This window comes from Cohnella sp. GCM10027633, assembly GCF_042675445.1.
Taxonomy (GTDB): domain Bacteria; phylum Bacillota; class Bacilli; order Paenibacillales; family Paenibacillaceae; genus Cohnella.
The window spans coordinates 21,819-44,137 of record NZ_JBHTGV010000002.1; the positions used below are offsets into that span (position 1 = coordinate 21,819).

Annotated in this window: 13 protein-coding genes; 11 read left to right on the forward strand and 2 right to left on the reverse strand. The window is 49.8% G+C overall.

Annotated elements, in window-relative coordinates:
* On the forward strand, positions 1–1,574 hold a 1,574-nt coding region (locus ACFQZG_RS04995), incomplete at its 5' end, for an S-layer homology domain-containing protein (protein WP_378150461.1).
* A 123-nt stretch (positions 1,575–1,697) separates the two neighbouring features.
* Here ACFQZG_RS04995 and ACFQZG_RS05000 read toward each other — a convergent pair.
* Entirely contained in the window at positions 1,698–2,549 is an 852-nt protein-coding gene (locus ACFQZG_RS05000; protein ID WP_378150462.1) for an NAD-dependent epimerase/dehydratase family protein, read from the reverse strand.
* Positions 2,550–2,744: 195 nt separating this feature from the next.
* Here ACFQZG_RS05000 and ACFQZG_RS05005 point away from each other — a divergent pair, with 195 nt between their 5' ends.
* Positions 2,745–3,698, forward strand: coding sequence for a sigma-70 family RNA polymerase sigma factor (locus ACFQZG_RS05005; protein WP_378150463.1), 954 nt, complete (start codon positions 2,745–2,747; stop codon positions 3,696–3,698).
* 54 nt (positions 3,699–3,752) lie between these two features.
* Positions 3,753–4,193: a carboxymuconolactone decarboxylase family protein gene (locus tag ACFQZG_RS05010; protein ID WP_378150464.1), complete on the forward strand. Its 441-nt coding sequence runs from the start codon at positions 3,753–3,755 to the stop codon at positions 4,191–4,193.
* Positions 4,194–4,370: 177 nt separating this feature from the next.
* Here the strand turns inward: ACFQZG_RS05010 and ACFQZG_RS05015 are convergent, their stop codons facing one another.
* The gene (locus ACFQZG_RS05015; protein WP_378150465.1) at positions 4,371–5,585 is read right to left on the reverse strand and encodes an MFS transporter; all 1,215 of its coding nucleotides are present in this window, start codon (positions 5,583–5,585) and stop codon (positions 4,371–4,373) included.
* A 53-nt stretch (positions 5,586–5,638) separates the two neighbouring features.
* On the opposite strand from ACFQZG_RS05015, the gene ACFQZG_RS05020 reads away from it, so the two are divergent.
* From ACFQZG_RS05020 to ACFQZG_RS05055, 8 genes are all read left to right on the forward strand, one after another.
* Complete coding sequence (locus tag ACFQZG_RS05020) at positions 5,639–6,532, forward strand: IclR family transcriptional regulator (protein ID WP_378150466.1); 894 nt, start codon at positions 5,639–5,641, stop codon at positions 6,530–6,532.
* A gap of 124 nt (positions 6,533–6,656) precedes the next feature.
* Positions 6,657–7,664: a LacI family DNA-binding transcriptional regulator gene (locus ACFQZG_RS05025; protein WP_378150467.1), complete on the forward strand. Its 1,008-nt coding sequence runs from the start codon at positions 6,657–6,659 to the stop codon at positions 7,662–7,664.
* 143 nt (positions 7,665–7,807) lie between these two features.
* A complete protein-coding gene (locus ACFQZG_RS05030; RefSeq protein ID WP_378151568.1) occupies positions 7,808–8,662 on the forward strand; it encodes an ABC transporter permease in 855 nt (284 codons plus the stop codon).
* Positions 8,663–8,689: 27 nt separating this feature from the next.
* Positions 8,690–9,571, forward strand: coding sequence for a carbohydrate ABC transporter permease (locus tag ACFQZG_RS05035; protein WP_378151569.1), 882 nt, complete (start codon positions 8,690–8,692; stop codon positions 9,569–9,571).
* A 114-nt stretch (positions 9,572–9,685) separates the two neighbouring features.
* Positions 9,686–11,347 carry a type 2 periplasmic-binding domain-containing protein gene (locus tag ACFQZG_RS05040; RefSeq protein ID WP_378150468.1) on the forward strand — a complete coding sequence of 554 codons (1,662 nt, stop codon included), beginning with the start codon at positions 9,686–9,688 and terminating at the stop codon, positions 11,345–11,347.
* A 134-nt stretch (positions 11,348–11,481) separates the two neighbouring features.
* A complete protein-coding gene (locus tag ACFQZG_RS05045; protein ID WP_378150469.1) occupies positions 11,482–13,713 on the forward strand; it encodes a GH32 C-terminal domain-containing protein in 2,232 nt (743 codons plus the stop codon).
* 60 nt (positions 13,714–13,773) lie between these two features.
* Positions 13,774–16,257: a PfkB family carbohydrate kinase gene (locus ACFQZG_RS05050; protein WP_378150470.1), complete on the forward strand. Its 2,484-nt coding sequence runs from the start codon at positions 13,774–13,776 to the stop codon at positions 16,255–16,257.
* Between the two features lie 410 nt (positions 16,258–16,667).
* Positions 16,668–22,235, forward strand: a complete 5,568-nt coding sequence (locus ACFQZG_RS05055; protein ID WP_378150471.1) for a GH32 C-terminal domain-containing protein — start codon at positions 16,668–16,670, stop codon at positions 22,233–22,235.
* The last annotated feature ends 84 nt before the right edge of the window (positions 22,236–22,319 follow it).

Sequence of the window (22,319 nt, forward strand, 5' to 3'; positions counted from 1 at the left end):
ATGTGGCGGGTGCTACTTTCACCATGGCAGCGGCGAACGTGACGCTGTACGCGCAGTGGACGGTCAACCCGACATACACCGTAACGTACGACGGCAATGGCAGCACGGGAGGAACCGTGCCAACGGATAGCCATCCGTATGAGCAACATTCAACCGTAACCGTATTAGGAAACACGGGAAGCTTGGTGAAGACGGGCAGCACGTTCGCAGGTTGGAACACGGCGGCCGACGGAAGCGGCACAAGCTATGTGGCGGGCGCTACTTTCACCATGGGAGCGGCGAACGTGACGCTGTACGCGCAGTGGACGGTCAACCCGACATACACCGTAACGTACGACGGCAATGGCAGCACGGGAGGAACCGTGCCAACGGATGGCCATCCGTACGAGCAAAATGAAACCGTAACCGTATTAGGAAACACGGGAAGCTTGGCGAAGACGGGCAACACGTTCGCAGGCTGGAACACGGCGGCTAACGGAAGTGGCACAAGCTATGCGGCGGGCGCTTCTTTCACCATGGCAGTGGCGAACGTGACGCTGTACGCGCAGTGGACGGCCATTCCTGGTGGCGGTAGCGGTGGCGGCGGTACCCCGACGCCACCGGATGACAGCAAAGTAATCTCAGAGAATGGCGATTTATTGCTTCCCGCAGGCAAAACGGGCGAGGTTAGTTTGGAAGATGCTATCACGATAGCTATTCCGGCAAATGCAACGGACAAAGAACTGAAATTAACGATTGAAAAATTGACCGGGACTCAAGGTCTTCTAAAGGATGAAGACGTTCTGGCTAGTCCGATCTTCGAGATTCTGAAAAGTTTCTCGGAGAACTTCAGCAAACCGGTAACGCTGACTTTTAAGTTCGATCCGACAAAATTGAGCGGTGATCAAAGAGCAGCCGTGTTCTATTACGATGAAGCGCTGAAGAAATGGGTGGAAGTCGGCGGCGTTGTTAGCGGTAATGAGATTACCGCGGAAGTAAACCACTTTACGAAATTCGCGGTATTGGTTGTAGGGCAAGCGGCAAAACCAACGATTGACTTTAGCGATATCTCCGAACATTGGGCGAAGGCAAGCATCGAGCAAGCGGTAAGCAACGGAATCGTCACTGGTTATGAGGACGGCACGTTTAAGCCGGACAAAACCGTGACTCGCGCGGAATTTGCCGTCATGCTTATGAATGCGATCAAGCCGCAAGGAGCGGGAGCGGCGCTGACGTTCAAAGATGCAGCGAAGATCGGCAGCTGGGCGCAGAAAGCGGTCGCGCAAGCGGTACAAGCTGGCATTATTAATGGCTATGAGGACGGTACTTTCCGTCCGGTCGGGGAAATTACACGTGCAGAGATGGCAGCGATGATTGCGGGTGCTTTGGGTAAATCTAGCGAAGCGAATGCCACGGCAACTGACTTCGCGGACGACAAGGACATTCCGGCATGGGCAAAAGCCGCGGTTGCTTATGTAAAGCAAGCAAGCATCGTGCAAGGGAAAGGCGACAACCGATTTGCCCCCGGGGACCATGCAACAAGAGCAGAGGCCGTAACGGTTCTGCTGAACATGCTGGCTCAAAAGAGCGAGTAAAGTAAAAAAGGGTCGTTAAACTAACGGAGAACGTTATTCGTTTTTACAGCAAAAGCCAGCAAACCTTTGCGTTTGCTGGCCTCTTGCACTTCAAAACTTATTTGTCACCCCGGACACTGCCGCTTAACGAAGCGTCTTAGGAAAACCTTCACGCCATGAAGAGAACCGCGGACTCCAACCATTCCGAAGTGCCTTTGTATTAAGCGCCCCACGTTCTCCTCTTACGCTTCCAGGCATTGTCTTGGGTTCAGGAGCGTTAAGGGCTTTCGCATAGACAGGCACCCATTCGGTACCCGCTGCTGGATCGCTATCCACAATGTTATATGTTCCTGTAGGCCATTCCAGTGCCAAAACAGCTGCAACTGCGGCGTCTTCTGTATGCACAAAAGAAGCGATGCCATCAGTAGCAGGCAAGTTCCCCATTCGAACTTGCTCTGCGAACAATCCGTTCGATCCGTACCAGGTCCCTTCACCGTACAGCACGCCGTATCTAAGAATGACATGCTCCGGCATTTCCGCAGCGGTGGTTTCCAGTGCATGAACACCATGCACGCTTGTTAGTTGCGGTTCCGGAGCCTCAAAGTCTAGCGGACAATCCTCCGTTGCCGGCCCGTCTCCGGGCGCATAGGTCATTGTGATGCTTTGCGCGATCATCCGTCGAACCCCGGCGGCGAGCGAAGCATCCACTAGGTTTCTCGTTCCTTCCACGCGAATTCTTGCATTGGCGGATGGATCCATAGCCTGCAGCGAAGTCAGTTGGTGAATAACGACCTCTGGGGATGTTTCGGCAAGTACGCTGAACAGATTTTTGCGGTCATATACATCCGCTTGGACGAATGAAGCTCCGGCGTTCTCTAAGCTTTTTGCATGCTCCGGGTTGCGTATTAGTCCAATCACTTCATGTCCTTTTTGTACTAGCATCGGTATAAGTGCCCTCCCGATGACGCCACTTGCTCCAGCAACTAAAATTTTCATTTTGTACTGCCTCCTTTAACTATTTTAATTAAAGACCAATCTGTTATCGCATTTGTGACATAACATGCGAATTCAGTCGTTTGGGAAAAAACGTATGAAGACAGGTTTGGAATTCAATTAGGTTAGCGGAATAACGGAAGGAAGCAGTATAATAACGGGACATAATGGATTAGATCGAGATAGGAGTTGAAAGGGATGTTGGATATGTCGACGGTCGAAACGTACCGTCCTCTGTTAATGACGCTCGCCTACCGGATGCTCGGTTCCTTAAGCGAAGCGGAAGACATCGTACAGGATGCGCTGACCGATTATGCGATGACTGTGGATCGCGGCAGCATCAGGCACGAAAAAGCTTATTTGGTTCGAATGGTCACCAACAGAAGCTTGAAGCTGAAACAATCCGCGCGCAAACGCCGCGAATTCTACGTCGGGCAGTGGCTCCCGGAGCCTGCCATTGCAGATGGCGGCGGTGCGGCCGCCGCGCTTGGATCCACATTCGGAAAGAACGGAAATCCTGCCAATTACATCGAGCGGCAAGAGAACATCACGTACGTGATGCTCGTTATGCTGGAGAGACTGACTGCCGTCGAGCGAGCCGTCTTCCTTCTTCGCGAGACGCTCAACTTCGACTATGGGGAAATTGCGGACATCGTGCAGAAGTCGGAAGCGAATTGCCGCAAAATTTTCAGCCGGGCAAAGGAAAAGCTTCAAGGTTCGGCGGGAGAATACGGCAGCGCGGAAGCGATCGATCCCATGCGGCGCAACCAGGAACAAGCATGGGCTTTCGCCAAAGCGTTCATAAAGGCGGCCGAGACAGGAAATTCGTCCGCCCTCGTGGACATGCTGGCGCATGACGCCGTATTCGTAACCGATGGCGGCGGCAAAGCCCGCGCGGCGATCAATCCGATCGAGGGCAGTGAGCGCATTGCAGCATTCTTTATCGCTAACGCGCGCAAAGGCACGATGGGCGATTCGTTCTTGCCGGTCGACGTGAGCGGCCAACCTGGCTTTATCGTTACCCAGAACGGCCAGCCGGCCATGGTCATGGTGTTCGGTTGGGACGCGGATAAGAGGATTTCGCGCATTTTTATTATTTTAAACCCTGACAAGCTTGCGAGTGTCACAAACCGATTCGCCGCTCGGTCTTAGATAGCGAAAGTCGATCCAAGCTGGTCGGCACTACTATTTAAGGAGTGATTGGCAATGGAACCAAGAATGTTGTTGAAAGAGGTTAACCCTGCGGCTTTCGCTGCGATGGTCGGACTCGAAAAATTTCTGGATGGCGCAAGTCTCGACAAAAAACTGAAGGAGCTTGTAAAAATACGCGCTTCGCAACTCAATAGATGCGCCTTCTGCCTCCAAATTCATGCAACCGACGCCCGCAAGCTGGGTGAAACTGAGGTTCGCATTTATACGCTTAACGCTTGGCGCGAAACGACTTACTTCACCCCGCAAGAGCGCGCGGCGCTGGCGTTGACGGAAGCCGTGACTTTGGTCGCTTCCAATCACGTTCCGGACGACGTGTACGAAGAAGCGGCCCGCCACTTCAGCCAGCAGGAAATCAGCGAGCTGTTGATCGCCATTATCACGATCAACGGCTGGAACCGCATCGCAATCACGACGGCCTTGACTCCTCCGGCATAATCCATGGCATCTCACTATTGGAGAACGATAGATGAATGACAACAGCGGCAGTCTAGGACGTTATTTTCTTGTTCTTGGCTGCCGTTGCTATATATTAACGCTTCGGTTTAAAACATATTGCCTTTTGATTGAAAAATGGACGAACGGGTTCCAAATACAATGATTCTAAAGTACAAATCACGATAAAGTATCGGTTAGGCCCACAGTCGACTTTCTCGGGAGAACTCTATACATGGACTTGGTGATTAAGGTACTGATTAAAAAGAAAACAGCAGCCAGCTCATACATAACGGTTACCGAGAGCATATCCTTAAGCCAGCCGGAGAAGCTCATCGTCAAAACCATAGCCCCCATAAATAACGGAGTTAACATTCCATTTACTCTGCCTATATAGGCTTCATCCGTATTTTTGAGAATCAGGGTTTGAATGGCTACCTGAAAGGCCGGGGTCACAAATCCAATAAGAAATTCCGCAGAGAATGTTAACCAGAAGAAAGTAGAAAAACCGGCTGTAGCGAGGCAAGCGGCATTGACCAAAAAGCCTGTCGTTAATAAATACAGCGGAGCCACGCGCTTGCTTGCCATGACAGATAGCACGCCTCCTAAGATCATGCCTATCCCTTTCGAAGTGGCGATCCATTGATAGTAGGATTCGGGAAGGTTTAATCGCTCTGTGACAATGAAGATCCCCATCGGCACAACCAGTCCGACACCAAGTCCGGAAATTAGAAAAGAAATTCCGAGGAGCGTCAGTAAACGCTTGGAAAGCACATAGTTGAGCCCAGCTTTCATTTCCTGCCATACTTGTGTATTCATTGATCCCTTGCGTATGCCATCAGAAGGAATGAAGGTTAGGGCGATCGCCGAGAGCAAGAAAGAAATGCACATGATGCCAATCGAAATATGAATCCCGAACTGTTGATAAACAATCGTCCCGAGTATAGGACCTAGCACCATAAAGATGGCCAACAGGGTCTGGAACAGGGACATGCTGCTCTGCATCAGCTCTTCCCTTACGTTCTGTTTAAATAGCTTCATGGCGGATGGTTGCGAAAATTGAGACATAATCGAGGAAACAATGGTGGCGAAAAAAATAGCCTTCCAGGATCCGAATGACAGCGCAAGAAGAATAAATAAAATTGAAATGGAACTAAGAATATCGCTCCATACCATTGTTTTTTTAGGATTCCATCGATCCGCGAACGTTCCGCCAATAAAAGAAAAGATAAATATGGGTAAAAATTCAGCAACAGAAATCATGGAAACGGCAAAGCCATTCCCACCGGTATGTTCTACAACGTATAGCAAAATGGCAATATTCCTTACCCAAATCCCAAGCTGCAAAAAAAAAGTCGAGACAAGAATTGAACTTAAAAAACGACGGGACACCATAACAACTCGCTCCTTTTTACGCCACTCCATGGTCATTGATTTAGAGAATGAAGATGATTAGACTATTTTTATCTCTTACATCAAACGTATTAAAGAGAAGAGGTGTTCTCAAGCTTGCTGTTCTGCTATATGCAACAGCCACTCACTTTTTTGTAAAGAAGGGGTCTATTTTGGCGGAAAAACCAGATCAACAGCCTTATATGCTCTCATCCGTCGTAAATGCATTGCGGATCATGAACAGCTTTACGGTAAAGAAGCCGACGAAAGGCGTCACCGAACTGGCCGATGAGCTGGGGATCAGCAAAAGCGCAGTCAGTCGCTTGCTAAGCACGCTAGCCAGCGAGGGTTACGTATTAAAGGAACCGACCACTCAAAAATACAGCTTGGGACTGCAGATTTTGAAATTGAACAGCGTAGTCACGAGTCAATTAGAGATTAATCACGCTGCGGAAGCTATCATTAGGGAATTGGCGAAGTCAACGGGAGAAGCGGCCTTAATCTCTGTCCTTGAAGATGAGATCGTATATATTGAACAAATTGAATGCCGGCATAAGGAGCCTATATTGCCTCTTGTGGGACATCGCAGCCCCGTGCATTGCACGAGCGCCGGCAAGCTATTACTGGCGTATTACGAGACGGAAAGACTCCATCAGGTGGTGAGAAGGGGACTGACGTCCTATACTGCAAAAACGATTACGGAAAAGGAAGTACTGCAGAAGCAACTGATGGAAATTCGCAAAGAACAGATTTGTTGCTGTGAATCCGAGTATTTGGAAGGGCTGATCTGCTTATCTGCACCCATTAGGAATTACATGAACTGCGTCGTAGCAGCCATCACGATTATGGGGCCAATTCATCGAATAAATGAACATACGCACCAGAAACTGATGAATAAGCTCACAAGAGCCGCTAAAGAAATATCTAGAGAACTAGGCTATATTGGATGATTCGACCAACGTCGAAGCTGGCAGAAATCGGGTAAAAATATCGTTGACAGCATCGATTGAAAGCGTTTATAATCAGTTCATAAAAACGATTACGTAAACGTTTTTCTGAAAGGTGAGGAAACGAATGAACGTCGGCATTAAAGAAGTGGCGGAAGCCGCAGGAGTATCCATCGCAACCGTTTCCCACGTGGTGAACAATACAAGATTCGTATCCGAAAAGACGAAATCGAAGGTGTTCCAAGCCATGGAACAGCTTGACTTCCGTCCCAACGCAGTCGCCCAAAGCTTAAGAAGTCAGAAGTCCAATACGATCGGCCTAATCGTGCCAATGCTTCCTTCGGATACATCGAATTTCTTCTTCATGACGATCGTGCAAGGCATTCAGAAGACACTGAAACGGCATGGCTATCAATTGCTGCTCAGCAACAACGCTACGGAAGAACTCGAAGAAGAGAAAGAGCAGATCAAGCTGTTCAATTCTAAACTGATCGACGGGCTAATTATCGCCTCCATTGCCGATGATGCGAGTTATTTGAAAGACACGGTCCGCTCCCATTACCCGGTCGTGTTCATTGACCGCAAGCCTGAAGGCTATCCTGGCGATTACGTCTTGGCCGACGGCTTCGGCGGTTCGTTGAAAGCGGTTCAATCGATGTTGGACAAAGGTCATGAAAGAATTGGCATCATTACGGGTACATTAGGAATATCTACGAGCAACGAACGTTTGGACGGCTACAAGAAAGCGTTAGCCGATCGCGGCATATCGTTCGATCCGTCGCTCATGCGGGAAGCCAATGCCAGTTTTGAAAATGGATACGAGTGCGCCAAAGAACTTATCGCTTCAACGGATATTACCGCAATATTCGTGGCCAACAACGTGTTGACCATGGGGGTCGTGGCATACCTTCAGGAGCAAAAAATAAAAATGCCGGAAGAGATCGCCGTCATCGGGTTCGACGACTACGATTGGACGAAAATTACGACGCCTCCGCTATCGGTCATTCGCCAGCCTTCGTTTGAAATCGGCGTAAAGGCGGCTGAAGCGATGATTGGGCGAATCGAGAATTCGGATAAACACGAAGGGATCGAATACCGCCTTCCAACGACGCTAATTATGCGGGAATCATGCTAGCCTATTTATAATTAATTATGGCTAGCCTTATTTTCAGAGATTCATAAAAACGTTTACGTAAACGTTTTATTAAGAAATCGGAGGAAATCGCAGTGCATAATCGTCTAAAACGAATTCGGGTCAATTGGGAACTCTATTTGCTAATGGTGCTTCCGGTCGCCTACTTTATCATTTTCCGTTATATGCCCATGTATGGAGTTCAAATCGCGTTTAAAGATTTCTCCGCAGCCAAAGGGATCTGGGACAGTCCATGGATCGGCTTCGATCATTTTGTCCGTTTCTTCGAATCTTATAATTTCGAGCAGGTGGTCTTAAACACCGTTTACTTAAGCTTATTGCTTCTTGCCATCGCGTTTCCGATTCCGATTCTTATCGCGCTCATGTTGAATCAGGTAACGCATCAGAAGCTCAAGAAGTTTATGCAGACGTCCATCTACGCCCCCTATTTTATCTCGACCGTCGTTCTCATCGGTATGGTGTTCGTGTTCCTGTCCCCGAACAGCGGCATCGTGAACCATATTATCATGGCATTCGGCGGTAAACCGGTCATGTTCATGACGAATTCGGAGTGGTTCAGGCCGATTTACATCTTTACCGAAGTGTGGCAGACGACCGGGTTTTCTTCGATTATCTACTTGGCGGCCTTGGCTGGCATCGATCCTTCTTTGCACGAAGCGGCAGTCGTGGACGGTGCCAGCAAATGGAGAAGGATTCGGCATATCGATATTCCCGGCATAATGCCAACCATAGTCGTGTTGTTCATTCTTGCAGTCGGCAATCTGATGAACATCGGCTTCGAGAAAGCGTTTCTGATGCAAACGGACATCAATGTGGAAACGTCCGAAATCATTCCGACTTACGTGTACAAAATCGGTATTCAGCGCGCGCAATACAGCTTCTCCGCAGCGATTGGTTTGTTTAACGCCGTTATTAATTTGATCCTGCTATTCATCGTGAACCGAGCGGTCAAAAAAATGAGCGGAAACGGCTTGTTTTAGAAAAGGAGAGAATCGGACTTGCTTACAATGAAAAGAAAATCGACCGGCGACGTGCTGTTCGATATTACCAACTATACGTTGCTCATCGGATTCACGCTTATGATTTTATATCCGCTCTATTTTATTCTGATCGCTTCCTTCAGCGACCCGAATCGGGTCGGCACCGGCGACATCTGGTTGATCCCCAAAGGAATCACGTTCGAGGGTTATCAGCGGATTTTCGCTGACGGCGCCATCTGGCTTGGGTATAGAAATTCTCTTTTATACGCGGTGCTGTCGGCGTTCATCGGCACATCGTTGGCGATCATGGCGGCTTATCCTTTATCGCGGAAGGATTTTTACGGCCGCAACGCATTCATGCTTTTTTTTGCGGTAACCTTGTTCTTCAACGGTGGCTTGATTCCAACTTATCTGCAGATCCGGAATATGCACATGATGGATACGATCTGGCCTGTCGTTCTGCTCCCGGCCTTAGACGCCTTCGTCATTATCATTGCGAGAACCTTCTTTCAAGGTCTTCCCGAAGAGATACGCGAATCGGCAAGCATGGACGGTTGTACGAATCTTCGATATATCTGGAGTTTCGTCCTGCCTTTGTCTAAACCGATCATCGCGGTACTCGCCCTGTTCGCGATCGTGAGACAGTGGAACGGATTTTTCGACGCCTTGATTTATCTCAAAGACGAAGCCAAATATCCGCTGCAGTTGATCCTTCGGAATCTTCTCATACAGAACCAGCCTACCGGCAATTTGGTCTCGGACATTCAGACGGCCGTCGAGCAACAGCGGATCGTAGCGTTGATCAAGTATGGCGTCATTATCGTCGCGGCGCTTCCGCTCTTGATCCTGTATCCGTTCCTGCAACGCTATTTCGTTCAAGGGGTGTTCATTGGCTCCGTTAAGGGCTAAGAACCCAACATAGTTAACTAAATTAGGAGGTGATTCTCTCCTCGGTGGAGACTCTGGATCAGTCGTAGGACCGTTAATTTGATCGTGGATAATCAAAGGGAGGGTTTTGTACAAATGAAAAGAAAATCTTCACTCGGATTGGCAGGCATCATGGGTTTGAGCTTGGTACTCTCCGCATGTAGCGGAAACGACAACAATAACAACGCATCTCCTTCGGCAAGCGCAAGCACCGCACCGTCGGCAAGCTCAACGGCGACTGAAGCGGCGGCAGGCCAATTCCCGCTAAAAGAGAAGATTACGTTGAAAGCATCCGCCCATAGACCGCCGCTTGGGCCGAGCGATTTCAACGAGCAACCGCTTATCCAAGAACTCGAAAAAAACACTAACGTCCACATCGAGTGGGAGACGACCGTAGACAACGACTTTATCGAGAAACGTAATTTGCTTCTGGCGAGCGGAAGCCTTCCCGACTTCTTCTTCAGCGGCCGTTTCTCGGATACGGAGCTGATGAAATACGGTCAAGACGGCACGCTCATTCCGCTTAACGATCTGATCGAGAAGCATATGCCGTATCTGAATGCGATCCTGAAGGATCGGCCGGATATTAAAGCGTCGATCACGGCACCGGACGGCAATATTTACTCGCTGCCGGTAGGCGAAGAGCTTGGTGCGGGACAAGAAGATATCGGCGCGAATCCGGACTTCCTGTACATCAACCAAGAGTGGCTCGACAAGCTGAAGCTGCCAATGCCGACAACGATCGACGAGTTCACGGCCGTATTGAAAGCGTTCAAGACGCAAGATCCGAACGGCAACGGCAAGGCGGATGAAATTCCGCTCACGTACATCGATAACTTCTGGACAGGAGATATCGGCGTTCTGTTCGGCGCGTTCGGGGTACCGGACAAAACGTATCGTCCGAACAATCCTACGTTTATCGATCACTTGAACGTGGTGGACGGTAAAGTCACCATCTCCGCTCAACAAGATGGCTTCAAGCAAGCAGTGTCTTATATTCATAATTGGTTCAAAGACGATCTGGTAGACCTCGATGCTTTCACGCACACTTACGATTCTTACTTCGCAAGAGGCAAGACGACTGACGAGACGATCGGCGCCATGATCTGGTGGGACAAAAATGACGTTGCCGGTCCCGAAAGAGGCGAACACTGGGTCATTGTCCCTCCGTTCAAAGACATGGTAGTCAAATGGAATAACGGCGGCGGTATCGGCCGCGACGGACCGGCTATCACCAAAGATAATAAGAATCCGGAAATTACGGCGGCGTGGCTGGATATCTTCTACGAGCCAACGATGGCTGCACAAGCTCGTTTCGGTCCGGTCGGCGTGTGGTACGACAAAGACGCCAGCGGCAAACTGATTCAGAAGACGGTAGAGAACCCAGGCGAGTTCAGACAAAAATCCGCGGTTACGAACGGTATCGGTCTTCTATTGTCCGGCATGGAGGAGAAAGTCGCCTATGTCGAACCGCGCGCTCAACAGCGTATTGACGATAGCATCAAGTACTACGTGCCGCAAATGGAAACAGAAAAATTCCCGAACCTTTTCTTTAACCCAGAGGAATTAGAAGTCATCGATCGGTTGAAGCCGGATATCTCCACCTATATCAACCAAATGCGCGCTAAATGGTTGCTCAGCGGCGGCGTGGAAAAAGATTGGGACGAATTCCAGAAGACCCTTGATAAGATGGGGATTGAAGAATTGCTGAAGGCCCACCAATCCGGTTACGATCGCTATCTTGCAGCGCAGAAATAATACGATCTGTTGAATCGAGTCTATAGTAGCTGGCCGGAACTGACACAAGTCTGTTCCGGCTAGTCTCCTATTGTTCCGTAAAGTCAGAGTGCAGGAGGAATTAAGTGTCACGTACAGACCGAGGAGAGCATTCGTTGATCGCAAGCTGGTCGTTCGATGAAGGTCAAGGAAACAAGGCAATTGACTTCGTATCAGGCAAGGAAGACAACATTGTATTTGCACTCGCCAAGGGGCGGTTTCAGCCGCCACTGCATCCGGTTTGGCGGCCGGGAATATCAGGGACCGCCTTATCTTTCGACGGGTATTCTACCTATATCCGCCGTTGGTCCGGCGAGATAGGCAAGCCAACCGATGAATTGACCATCGCCGCTTGGATTGCGCCGCGCACCTATGATATTGACCATGATCATCGGCTCTGCCCTATCGTGAATCAGCATAATAGAGAACTAAGACAGGGGTATGTATTCGGGTTGTACAAACACGGTTCTTGGTCTATACAGCTTGGTTTGGGCAAAGAATGGGTTGAAGTTTGGTGCCATGACCGACCTATTCCGAAAAACAAATGGTCGTTCGTGGCTGCAGTCTACGATAAAGGAAATGGCACATTAAAGCTATTTCTCAACGGAGAAGAAGCCGCTAGCCGAACGCTTCCATTATCGGCAAGCATTGCTCCCTGCGAAGCCGATTTGCTCGTCGGGCGCCATAATGAAGAAGCGGTGCTGGTCGGACCATTCGTCAAGAATCATTTCGACGGGCTTATGGACGAAATCAAAATTTACTCGAGGAGCTTGCAAGGGGAAGAAGTGCTCCGCCTATACCGGGAAGCGCTTGAACACCACGGCGGCCAAGTCCCAGATATTCCTTGGAATCAGCTGACTCTTCCGCGCGAGCTATTCAGCGAAGATCGGCATCGTCCCCAATTCCATCTGAGCCCTCCGGGCCATTGGATGAATGAGCCTCATGCTCCGATCTATTATAAAGGCCGTTATCATTTGTTTTATCAGTCCAACCCGAAAGGCCCCTTCTGGCAATCGATCCATTGGGGTCACTGGGTAAGCGAAGATTTAGTCCATTGGCGGGATCTACCGACGGCACTCGCTCCTGAACCCGGAATCGATACTGACGGTATTTGGTCTGGAAGCGCAGCGCTTGATGAAGATGGAGTTCCGGCGCTTTTCTATACGGCGGGGGATTTCAGTCAGAACCCGGATCAAAGTGTAGCACTCGCTAGAAGCACGTTCGCCCAAGACGGAGATCCGGATTTGGTCCGTTGGGTAAAAAGTCAAACGCCGCTTGCCGTCCAACCGCAAGGCGTCGAAGCGCTGCCAGGGATGTTTCGCGATCCGTTCGTCTGGAAGGAAGATGGGCGATGGATCATGCTCGTCGGCGGCGGTCTGATCGAACGGGGCGGCACGGCGTTCGTCTATGTCTCGGAGAATATGGTCGATTGGATATATGAAGGCACGTTCTGCATCAGCGATTATACGAAGTACCCTCACTTGGGGACAGGATGGGAACTGCCGGTGCTTCTGCCGTTACAACATGACGGACGGAATTCAGGCAAACATATTTTTCTGATCAGCCCATGGGGTATCGGTGCGAAAATGATCGTGCATTACTGGATCGGAACGTATGATGCGGCCAATATTCGGTTCATTCCGGACGATGAAGAACCGCGTGCGATCGACGTCAGTGATTATCACTTCACAGGACCGAGCGGCATGGTTGATCCGGTCACGGGTCGGTCGTTGCTATATACGATCGCTCAAGGCGAACGCACACTAGAATCCGAATACGACAGCGGTTGGGCCCATAACGCCGGGATGCCGGTTTCGCTTCACTTGCGGAGTGACGGCAGGCTTGGGGTCGAGCCGATCCAGGAGATCGAGCAATTGCGAGGCGGTTTGCTCCTTCAGTTGTCGGATGTTTCCATGGAGGAGGCGAATCGGCAACTGCAGGATATACATGGCGATATGCTGGAGATCGACATCGTCTTCCAAGTAGGTTCAGCGAACCGTTATGGCGTGTCGGTACGACGTTCACCGGAAGGCGAAGAAGAAACGGAACTCTTTTACGATCGAATTCGGGAACGGCTCGGCGTAGACCGGAACCGCTCGACGCTAGATTCGAGGGAACGACCTAACGGCATTCAGGAAGGTGCGCTTGACTTGCGAGGCGAGTCGCTGCATCTGCGAATCTTCGTCGACCGATCCTTGATTGAATCTTATGCGAATGGATTGAAGAGCCTCACGACCCGTACGTATCCTTCGAGGACTGATGCAGACGGTGTACAACTGTTCGCGGACGGGGAGCTACGAATTGATTCGCTTCGAATCTGGAGCATGCTGCCAATTTTTCGGCCATAAGGATACAACTTTAGAAATTGAATGTCTTGGAACATAGAGAGAAGCAGGTGGTGGAGAGAGATGTTAGATGTCACGTCGCTTGGAGAAGTATTGATCGATTTTACGCCTGCGGGTTCGTCCGGTAACGGTAACGCGCGGTTCGAGCAGAACCCGGGCGGTGCACCCGCCAATGTGCTAGCGGCGTTATCGAAATGGGGCAAAAAGACGGCTTTCATTGGCAAAGTCGGCGATGATCCATTCGGCCGATTTCTGACCGATACGCTGGAGGCATGCGGCATTCAGACAAAGGGCGTTGTCCGAACCGTCGAGGCGAGCACAACGCTTGCTTTCGTTCATTTGGACGAACGCGGTGACAGAATGTTCAGCTTTGTGCGGAATCCGGGCGCGGATATGCTTCTAACCGATAAGGATGTCGATTATACGATCGTGGGGAAGTCGAAAATCTTTCATTTCGGCTCCATATCCATGACTAACGAACCGGCGTCAACAGCGACGATTAAAGCGGTCATAGTCGCCAAAGCGAACGGGGCAGTGGTGTCTTTCGATCCCAATCTGCGCTTCCCGTTATGGAATACTCTCGAACACGCCAAAGATAAGATCCGAATCGGATTAACCTATACGGATGTGCTCAAGATTTCGGAAGAGGAACTTGCATTCCTCACGGGGACGAACGACCTTGTTCAGGGCTCTCAATCGATTTTCCGCGAATACGGCGTGCGCATCATTCTCGTCACACTGGCGGAGAAGGGCTGTTTCGTAAGGAACGGAGACGTTGCATTCTCCGTTCCCGGATTTCCGGCCGATGCGGTGGATACGACAGGAGCAGGGGACGCTTTTTTGGGCGGATTTCTCTATCAGTTGTTGGAACGGGGCTGTCGGATCGATGATCTTAGCGAATCCGATCTCTACGCCATGACTCGATTCGCCAACGCGGTCGGATCACTAGTCACGACAAAGAAAGGCGCAATTCCGGCCATGCCAGCATTAACAGAAATAGGAGAGATTATGTTGACGGCGAATACGCAAGCGACAATAGACAAATATCGGCCTCAATTCCACTTCAGTCCTTCGTCGGGTTGGTTAAACGATCCGAACGGGCTCGTCTATTTCGAAGGAGAATACCATTTGTTCTACCAGCATTATCCCGATAAAAACGTGTGGGGACCGATGCATTGGGGACATGCGGTAAGCAAGGATCTGGCTCATTGGGAACATCTTCCGATCGCTATGGCGCCGGACCGCAACGGAATGATCTTCTCTGGCAGCGCCGTCGTGGATTGGAACGATACGAGCGGCTTCTTCGACGGTGGAACTGGACTCGTCGCTGTCTTCACGCATGCGGATACGTATCCGCAAACTGTCCATACAGGAGACAACGGCTACGTGATTGACGGAGAGCGAGTTACCGAGCGGCCGAGACAGCGCCAGAGCGTCGCTTACAGCAAGGACAGAGGCCGAACGTGGTCGATGTACGAGGGTAATCCGGTGCTTTCCGACGTCGAGATCACGGATTTCCGTGACCCGAAGGTGTTTTGGCACGACGCTGCGCAACATTGGGTTATGGTGCTTGTTGCAGGCGACCATGTCCGATTCTATGTATCTACGAATTTGAAAGATTGGACGTTCTCCGGTAAATTCGGATCGGGCGAAGGTTCTCACGCGGGCGTCTGGGAATGTCCAGATTTGTTTATGCTTCCCGTCGACGGCAATGCCGAGAACGCGAAGTGGGTGCTTCTTGTCAGTATCGGCGACAGTCCGGAATTCCCTGAGGGCTCACGAACGCAATATTTTATCGGCCAATTCGATGGGGGTACGTTCACCAGCGATTTGGATCCGGGAGAGATACTATGGATGGACTATGGACGGGACAACTATGCTGCCGTCACATGGTCCGATGTACCCGAGCATGATGGGCGCCGTCTTCTCATCGGCTGGATGAGTAACTGGAAGTATGCGAATCAAACGCCTACCGTGGATTGGCGCAGCGCGATGACGATCCCGCGTACGATCTCGTTAACAAGTACGGCGGAAGGCATACGTCTTGTTTCTAAGCCATTCGATGAGTTGAGCGAATTACGTGGCGAGCCAATATCGCTGCCATCTCCGACATCCGTGGCGGGAGAGCAGGCGTTGAGCGATATCAGCGGAAACTGTTATGAAATCGAAGCGGAATTCACGTGGGACGATGCCACTGAATTCGGGCTGAAAGTTTGTCGGTCCGACCGAGAGGAGACGGTGATCGGTTTCGAAACGACACCGGGTTTCCTATATATCGACCGTACCCGTTCCGGCGAGTCTGGCTTCCACGAAGCATTTCCGTGCAAACACGGTGCAGCTGTGCAAACGGCAGGGAACCGGATAAAATTGCGCGTTATCGTCGACCGTTCGTCTGTCGAAGTGTTTGCCGAGAACGGACTTCTTGTACTAACCGATCTTATATTCCCTGATCCATCCAGCATAGGGGTGGCGCTTTACAGCAAAGGCGGGGACGTGAAGGTGGATAACCTCGTTTGTTATCCGCTGAAGTCTATCTTTGCGGTTTGAGTGAGAATTACAAGAGTGAGAACCCACCAAGGACGTTTCATGGCTACTTATAGGTGGGTTCTTACCCTTAACGCAAGATCCAAGACTTGAAATCCTCCTAAGTAAAAACATAAGTTCTTCAAGCAAAACCGCGTAATCATGTCCACCTCAATGAGACTCTCCAGTTATACATGGTAAACGGTTCGAATTTGGAATACGTTAGATCCTCTATTACCCCATATATAATCACAATTTTCATAATTTTCTGAACGATGTCGAAGTCAATAAGCTCGGCAGTTTAACTGCGCGCAAAATTTAGGTTTTTTTCTGCGAGGAGGTGAGGGACTTGATATCAAGCAGAACTTGACGGAGTACAGCCGGAAGGAACAGTTCGAATGTTTGCTTACTAGGAATGTTTAGGAGGCTTAATAATGGGAGGTTCGACAATGCCAAGGGGCTCTTTAAGAAAAGGTAAACAAATTGCAATTGTTACTGTATTGCTGTTGGTTTTTCAGCTCATCGTTCCCGTTGCATTATTAACTAGCGCGTCTGCCGATGAACCGGTAACGGATCCTAGTTATGAAATTCAGAATCCGGGATTTGAAACAGGGGATTTGGTAGGCTGGACCGTGGTAGACGGAAGCGCATTTGGTCCAACCAGCGTATCGAACGAAACGGCTTGGTGGGCGGAAGAGATCCCGTATAACCAAGAAGGCGCCTATCATTTGAACGGTTGGAAAAACGCCGAATCTGCTACGGGTAAACTTCGCTCCAGCATTTTCACGTTAGGAGGTAGTGGCTGGATCAGCTTTAAGCTGGGGGGCGGCAAGAATACTGACAAGATCCATATCAATATTGTGGAGGCTGAAACGGGAAAGCTTGTTGCCAAATACGGGAATACAGAGTTTGCGGACATCAATTTTCCAAATATCGATCAGGGGATGCGCTTGGCCAATATGGTGCAATACAAGGCCGATCTGTCCGCTCATCTCGGTAAGAACCTATATATTGAAATCGTCGATCATGCCAGCAATGACTGGGGAATTCTGTTTGCGGATGCATTCTTTACTTATCACGAATTAGAACCAATGGACGGGGTACTCGCAACAGATCTGACAACAGATCTAGGCGGATATCAGATCCAGAACGCAGGCTTTGAAACGGGAGACTTAAGCGGGTGGACGATTCAGGAAGGAACGGCTTTCAGTCCGTCCAGCGTGACGAATGCAACTACTTGGTGGGCTGAAGAGATTCCGTACAACCAAGAAGGAATCTATCATTTGAATGGATGGCAGACTTCCGAGTCCTATACAGGCAAGCTTCGTTCCAGTACTTTTCAGTTAAGCGGTAGCGGCTGGATCAGCTTCAAACTGGGCGGCGGGAAAAATACCGAATTGATGTATATTTCCGTAGTGGATGCAGTTACAGGCAATGTCGTTGCCAAATACGGAAATACCGAATTTGCAGATGTAAACTTCCCGCATATCGATCAAGGCATGCGCTTAGCCAACATGGTGCAATATAAAGCCGACCTATCTAGTCATCTGGGTAAGGACCTGTATATTGAAATCGTCGATAACGCCACTTCAGATTGGGGGGCGCTCTTTGCGGACGCTTTCTTCACGTATCTCGTCGCGGAGCCGACATCAGGCGTAGTTGCAACGAATCTGCAACCGCAAGAGATAACGAACGAGATCCTCAACCCGAGCTTCGAGACTGGTACTATGGCTGGGTGGACCGTAGTTTCAGGGGGAGCGTTCGGTCCTGACAGCGTATCAGGAGACGCGACATGGTGGGCAGAAAATATTCCGTACAATCAGGATGGGACATATCACTTAAACGGCTGGAAGCATCCGGAAGCTGAAACGGGAGTCGTGCGTTCTTCAACCTTCCTATTGGGCGGGAGCGGCTGGATCAGCTTCAAGATAGGCGGTGCTAAAAATCAAAGCAAAGTATTCATCAATATTGTCGACGCGGACACAGGTACGGTCATTGCCAGATACGGCAATAGCGAATTTGCGGATACCAATTTCCCGGATCCGGAAAGTGGCATGCGTTTGGCGAACATGGAGCAGTACAAGGCTGATCTGTCCACACATCTCGGCAAGCAGTTGTATGTAGAAATTATCGATTATGCTACTAATGACTGGGGCTTGATTTTTGCGGACGCATTCTTCATGTATCATGAAGCAGAACCGGCAGAAGGCGTCGTAGCGACCGATATTAAACCAGATTTCGACCGATACCAAATCGATAATCCCAGCTTCGAAACCGGAAATATATCGGGATGGACGATCGTAGAAGGCCAAGCATTCAATAGTGATAGCATTTCTAACGAAACGACATATTGGAACGAGAATATTCCGTACAACCATGAGGGCAATTATCACTTGAATGGCTGGAGAAGCCCGGAAGCCGAAACTGGAAAGCTTCGTTCTTCGACGTTCGAGTTAGGCGGCACGGGCTGGATCAGCTTTAGACTGGGCGGCGGCAAGCATACAGACCAAGCGTATGTCAGCGTCATCGATGCGGATACAGGCAAATTGATTGCCCGATATGGCAATACCGAATTTGCCGACGTTAATTTCCCGAATCCGGATCAAGGATTACGTCTGGCGAACATGGAGCAATATAGAGCCGATTTGTCTAAATATATAGGGAAAAATCTGTATCTTGAAGTCGTAGATCATGCGATTGCGGACTGGGGCGTGATTTTCGCGGACGCCTTCCATACTTTCCATGAAATCGCGCCTGCTGAAGGGGTCTACGCGGTAAACATTATGCCGAAGGAGATTGCCAATCGCGGATTCGAAACCGGCGATTTGTCAAGCTGGACGGCGGACGGAAATGCCTTCCAAGTGACGAGTGAAGCTCATGAGGCGAAGGAAGGCACGTTCTACGCGGCATCCGACTTGGAAGGAGAAGGATCCATCGCATCCAACGTCTTCACGCTTCAAGGAACCGGCGTAATCAACTTCAGAATAGTGGAGATTCAAAATTCCGATCATGCTTACGTCGCTCTATACGATGCAGACAGCCATGCTATGCTCAAGAAGACAGGGAATGTAAGCGAAAACGAACAGATCTCCTGGAGCGTTCAGGAGCATTTCGGCAAACAAGTATACGTAAAGGTAATTGATAATTCCATTGATGCAAGCATTGCAGTCGACGGCTTCCAAGCGTATGCGACAGGTGACATTGCCTACTTAAGCTTTGATGATGACGGAGGAAAGACAGCGTTAGAAGAAGTACGTAATATTGAGCACGAAGTAAATTACGTGTTTAATGATGCCAGATACATGGATTCGAAGGATCCCAGATGGACCCCATACGGGGTGAAGGGCGGCGCATTGCTGTTCGATGGATATTCCAATTATATCGAGATTGACGCCGACGAGATCGTGCCTGTAAGCGATGCACTAACAATCGAAGCGTGGGTGGCCCCGCGCAGTTATGAGTGGGGAGACGGCAATAAGCTTTCCGCGATCGTGAATCAATCCGACCAGGATAAAGCCGAAGGATTTGCCCTCGGCATGTATCGGCATGGCGCATGGTCAATGCAGGTTGGCATCGGCGGCCAATGGATACAGGTATGGGTGTATGATCATCCATTGGAAAAATTCAAGTGGAATCATGTGGTCGCTACATTCGATAAAGACACCGCAGTCATTAAGCTCTATCTAAACGGTGAGGAAGTAGCTTCCCAAGCGACGCCTATTCATGTTCCGATCACGCCTTCAACGGAAAATCTCATCATCGGTAAAAACAATAAATCCGTTGAGTTTGCCGGCTTGTTCTCCTTCAATATGTTCAGCGGGCTTATGGATGAAGTAAGCTTGCGCAATAAAGCGCTGACGGCGCAAGAGGTGCTCGCGAAATACGAGAGCGTGAAGGCGCAGCACAACGGAGCGGTTCCGATTATTCCGAATGCAGAGATCGATGAAGATCCAAGCGTATTCGACGGAGATCAGCATCGCCCTCAATACCATGCCATGCCGCCGCAAAATTGGATGAACGAGGCCCATGCGCCGGTTTATTACAACGGCAAATACCATCTGTTCTATCAGCATAATCCTCAAGGGCCTTACTGGCATCAAATTCACTGGGGCCATTGGGTCAGCGACGATATGGTGCATTGGGAGAATGTAAGGCCTGCTCTCGCACCGGAAGCCGGCACTCTGGATCCTGACGGCGTATGGTCAGGCGGCGCGGCATATGATCGAAACGGCAACCCCGTTCTGTTCTATACGGCTGGCAATGACTCCTTGTCTCCGAACCAAAGAACAGCAATTGCTACCCCAGCCGACTTAACGGATCCATATCTGGAAAAGTGGGTGAAACACCCTGTGCCTGTTACGGAACAAAACGGAATCGGCATACCTAACGAATTCCGAGATCCGTTCGTATGGTACGACGAAGAGGTCGATAAATGGTATCAGTTGGTTACCTCGGGGGTTCAAGACTACAGCAGCGGTACGGCTTTGGTTTATGAATCCGACGATATGTACAACTGGGAATACAAGGGGCCTTTATACGTTAGCGACAGAAGCGTATACCCGGAACTTGGAACGGTGTGGGAATTGCCGGTGCTTCTGCCGCTAGGTACGGATAGTCAAGGGAATAAGAAGCACATTTTTATCGTTAACCCTCATGAAAAGCCTAATCACGTTGCGCCGTCCGACGATGTGCAACGTGACGTTGAAGTCTTCTATTGGATCGGTACATGGGATCGGGATAACTTCCGATTCATTCCAGACCAAGAGGCGCCTTCGAAGCTGGATGTCGGCGATGGTTATTTAACGGCAGAAAGCGGTCTAGTCACGCCGGATGGTAGAACGGTCGTTTTCTCGATGGTGCAGAACGTCAGAACGCCTCAAGCTGAGTATTTGTCGGGCTGGGCGCATAATCTTGCGCTGCCGATTGCATTAAGCCTTGATGAGAATGATGAGCTGAGCATAGAGCCGATTGAGGAATTGCAAGGGTTGCGAGGAACGAAATTGGCGGATATCAAGAATAAAAATCTAAAAAGCGCGAATGCACATCTCAAACATGTTAAGGGCGACATGCTGGAGATCGTCATGGAGATCGATCCGCGTAAGGCCAAGAAATTCGGCCTCAAGGTGCGACGCTCCGAAAAAGGAGAAGAAGAAACGCTTATTTACTACGACAAGTTAACGAGCACCTTCAATGTAGACCGCACCAAGAGCAGCATTGATCCGGACGTCCGAGTGGACGGGATTCAAGGCGGCTATGTCGATCTGGACGGCGACAACTTGAAGCTTCATATCTATCTTGACCGATCTATTATCGAAGCGTTCGCTAACGACAAGAAGAAATTAACGACGCGAGTCTATGTTGGTAGATATGACTCGTTAGGTTTGCAAGTCTGGGCCGATGGCGACATTACCGTAAAGTCTATGGAAGTTTGGAATATGAATGCCTTGACGGGCGAGCCGGCAGCACCGGTCTATGTGCCGGAAAATTGGGACGACTCCGCGTACAAGAAAATTACAGAGTTGCCTAACCATGATTTTGCTACCGGCGACTTAACGGGGTGGATAACGGAAGGAAATGCATTCCAGAATGTTCATGTGACCAATGTCGAGAAATTCTGGGGTGACGTTTACTTTAATCCTTCGCGAAAAATCCCGGGCGTTTATCATTTGTGGGGATACAATGAAGCAGCCGGGGGCGATAGCTTAACGGGCACGCTGAGATCGAAAAACTTCATTCTGGGCGGAAACGGTCAAATCGATTTCCTCGTCAGCGGCGGTCGCGATATTGAGCATTTATACGTTGCTCTCGTCAGAGCTTCGGATGGCGCTGAGTTGTTTAAAGTGACTGCAACCAACTATGAGGAATATCAACGAAAGATTTGGGACGCATCGGATTATATCGGAGAGAAGCTTTATATTAAGGTCGTTGACCAGTCTACCGGCGGATTTGGTCATATCAACGTCGATGATTTCAACGTGCCGGTTAAAAAAATAATTAACTAAAAGAGAGCTGGAAGGCAAGCTGCAAGAGTAGCTTGCCTTCTATGCGATAAAGAAAATAATCGATACAAGGTAATCATTTACGTA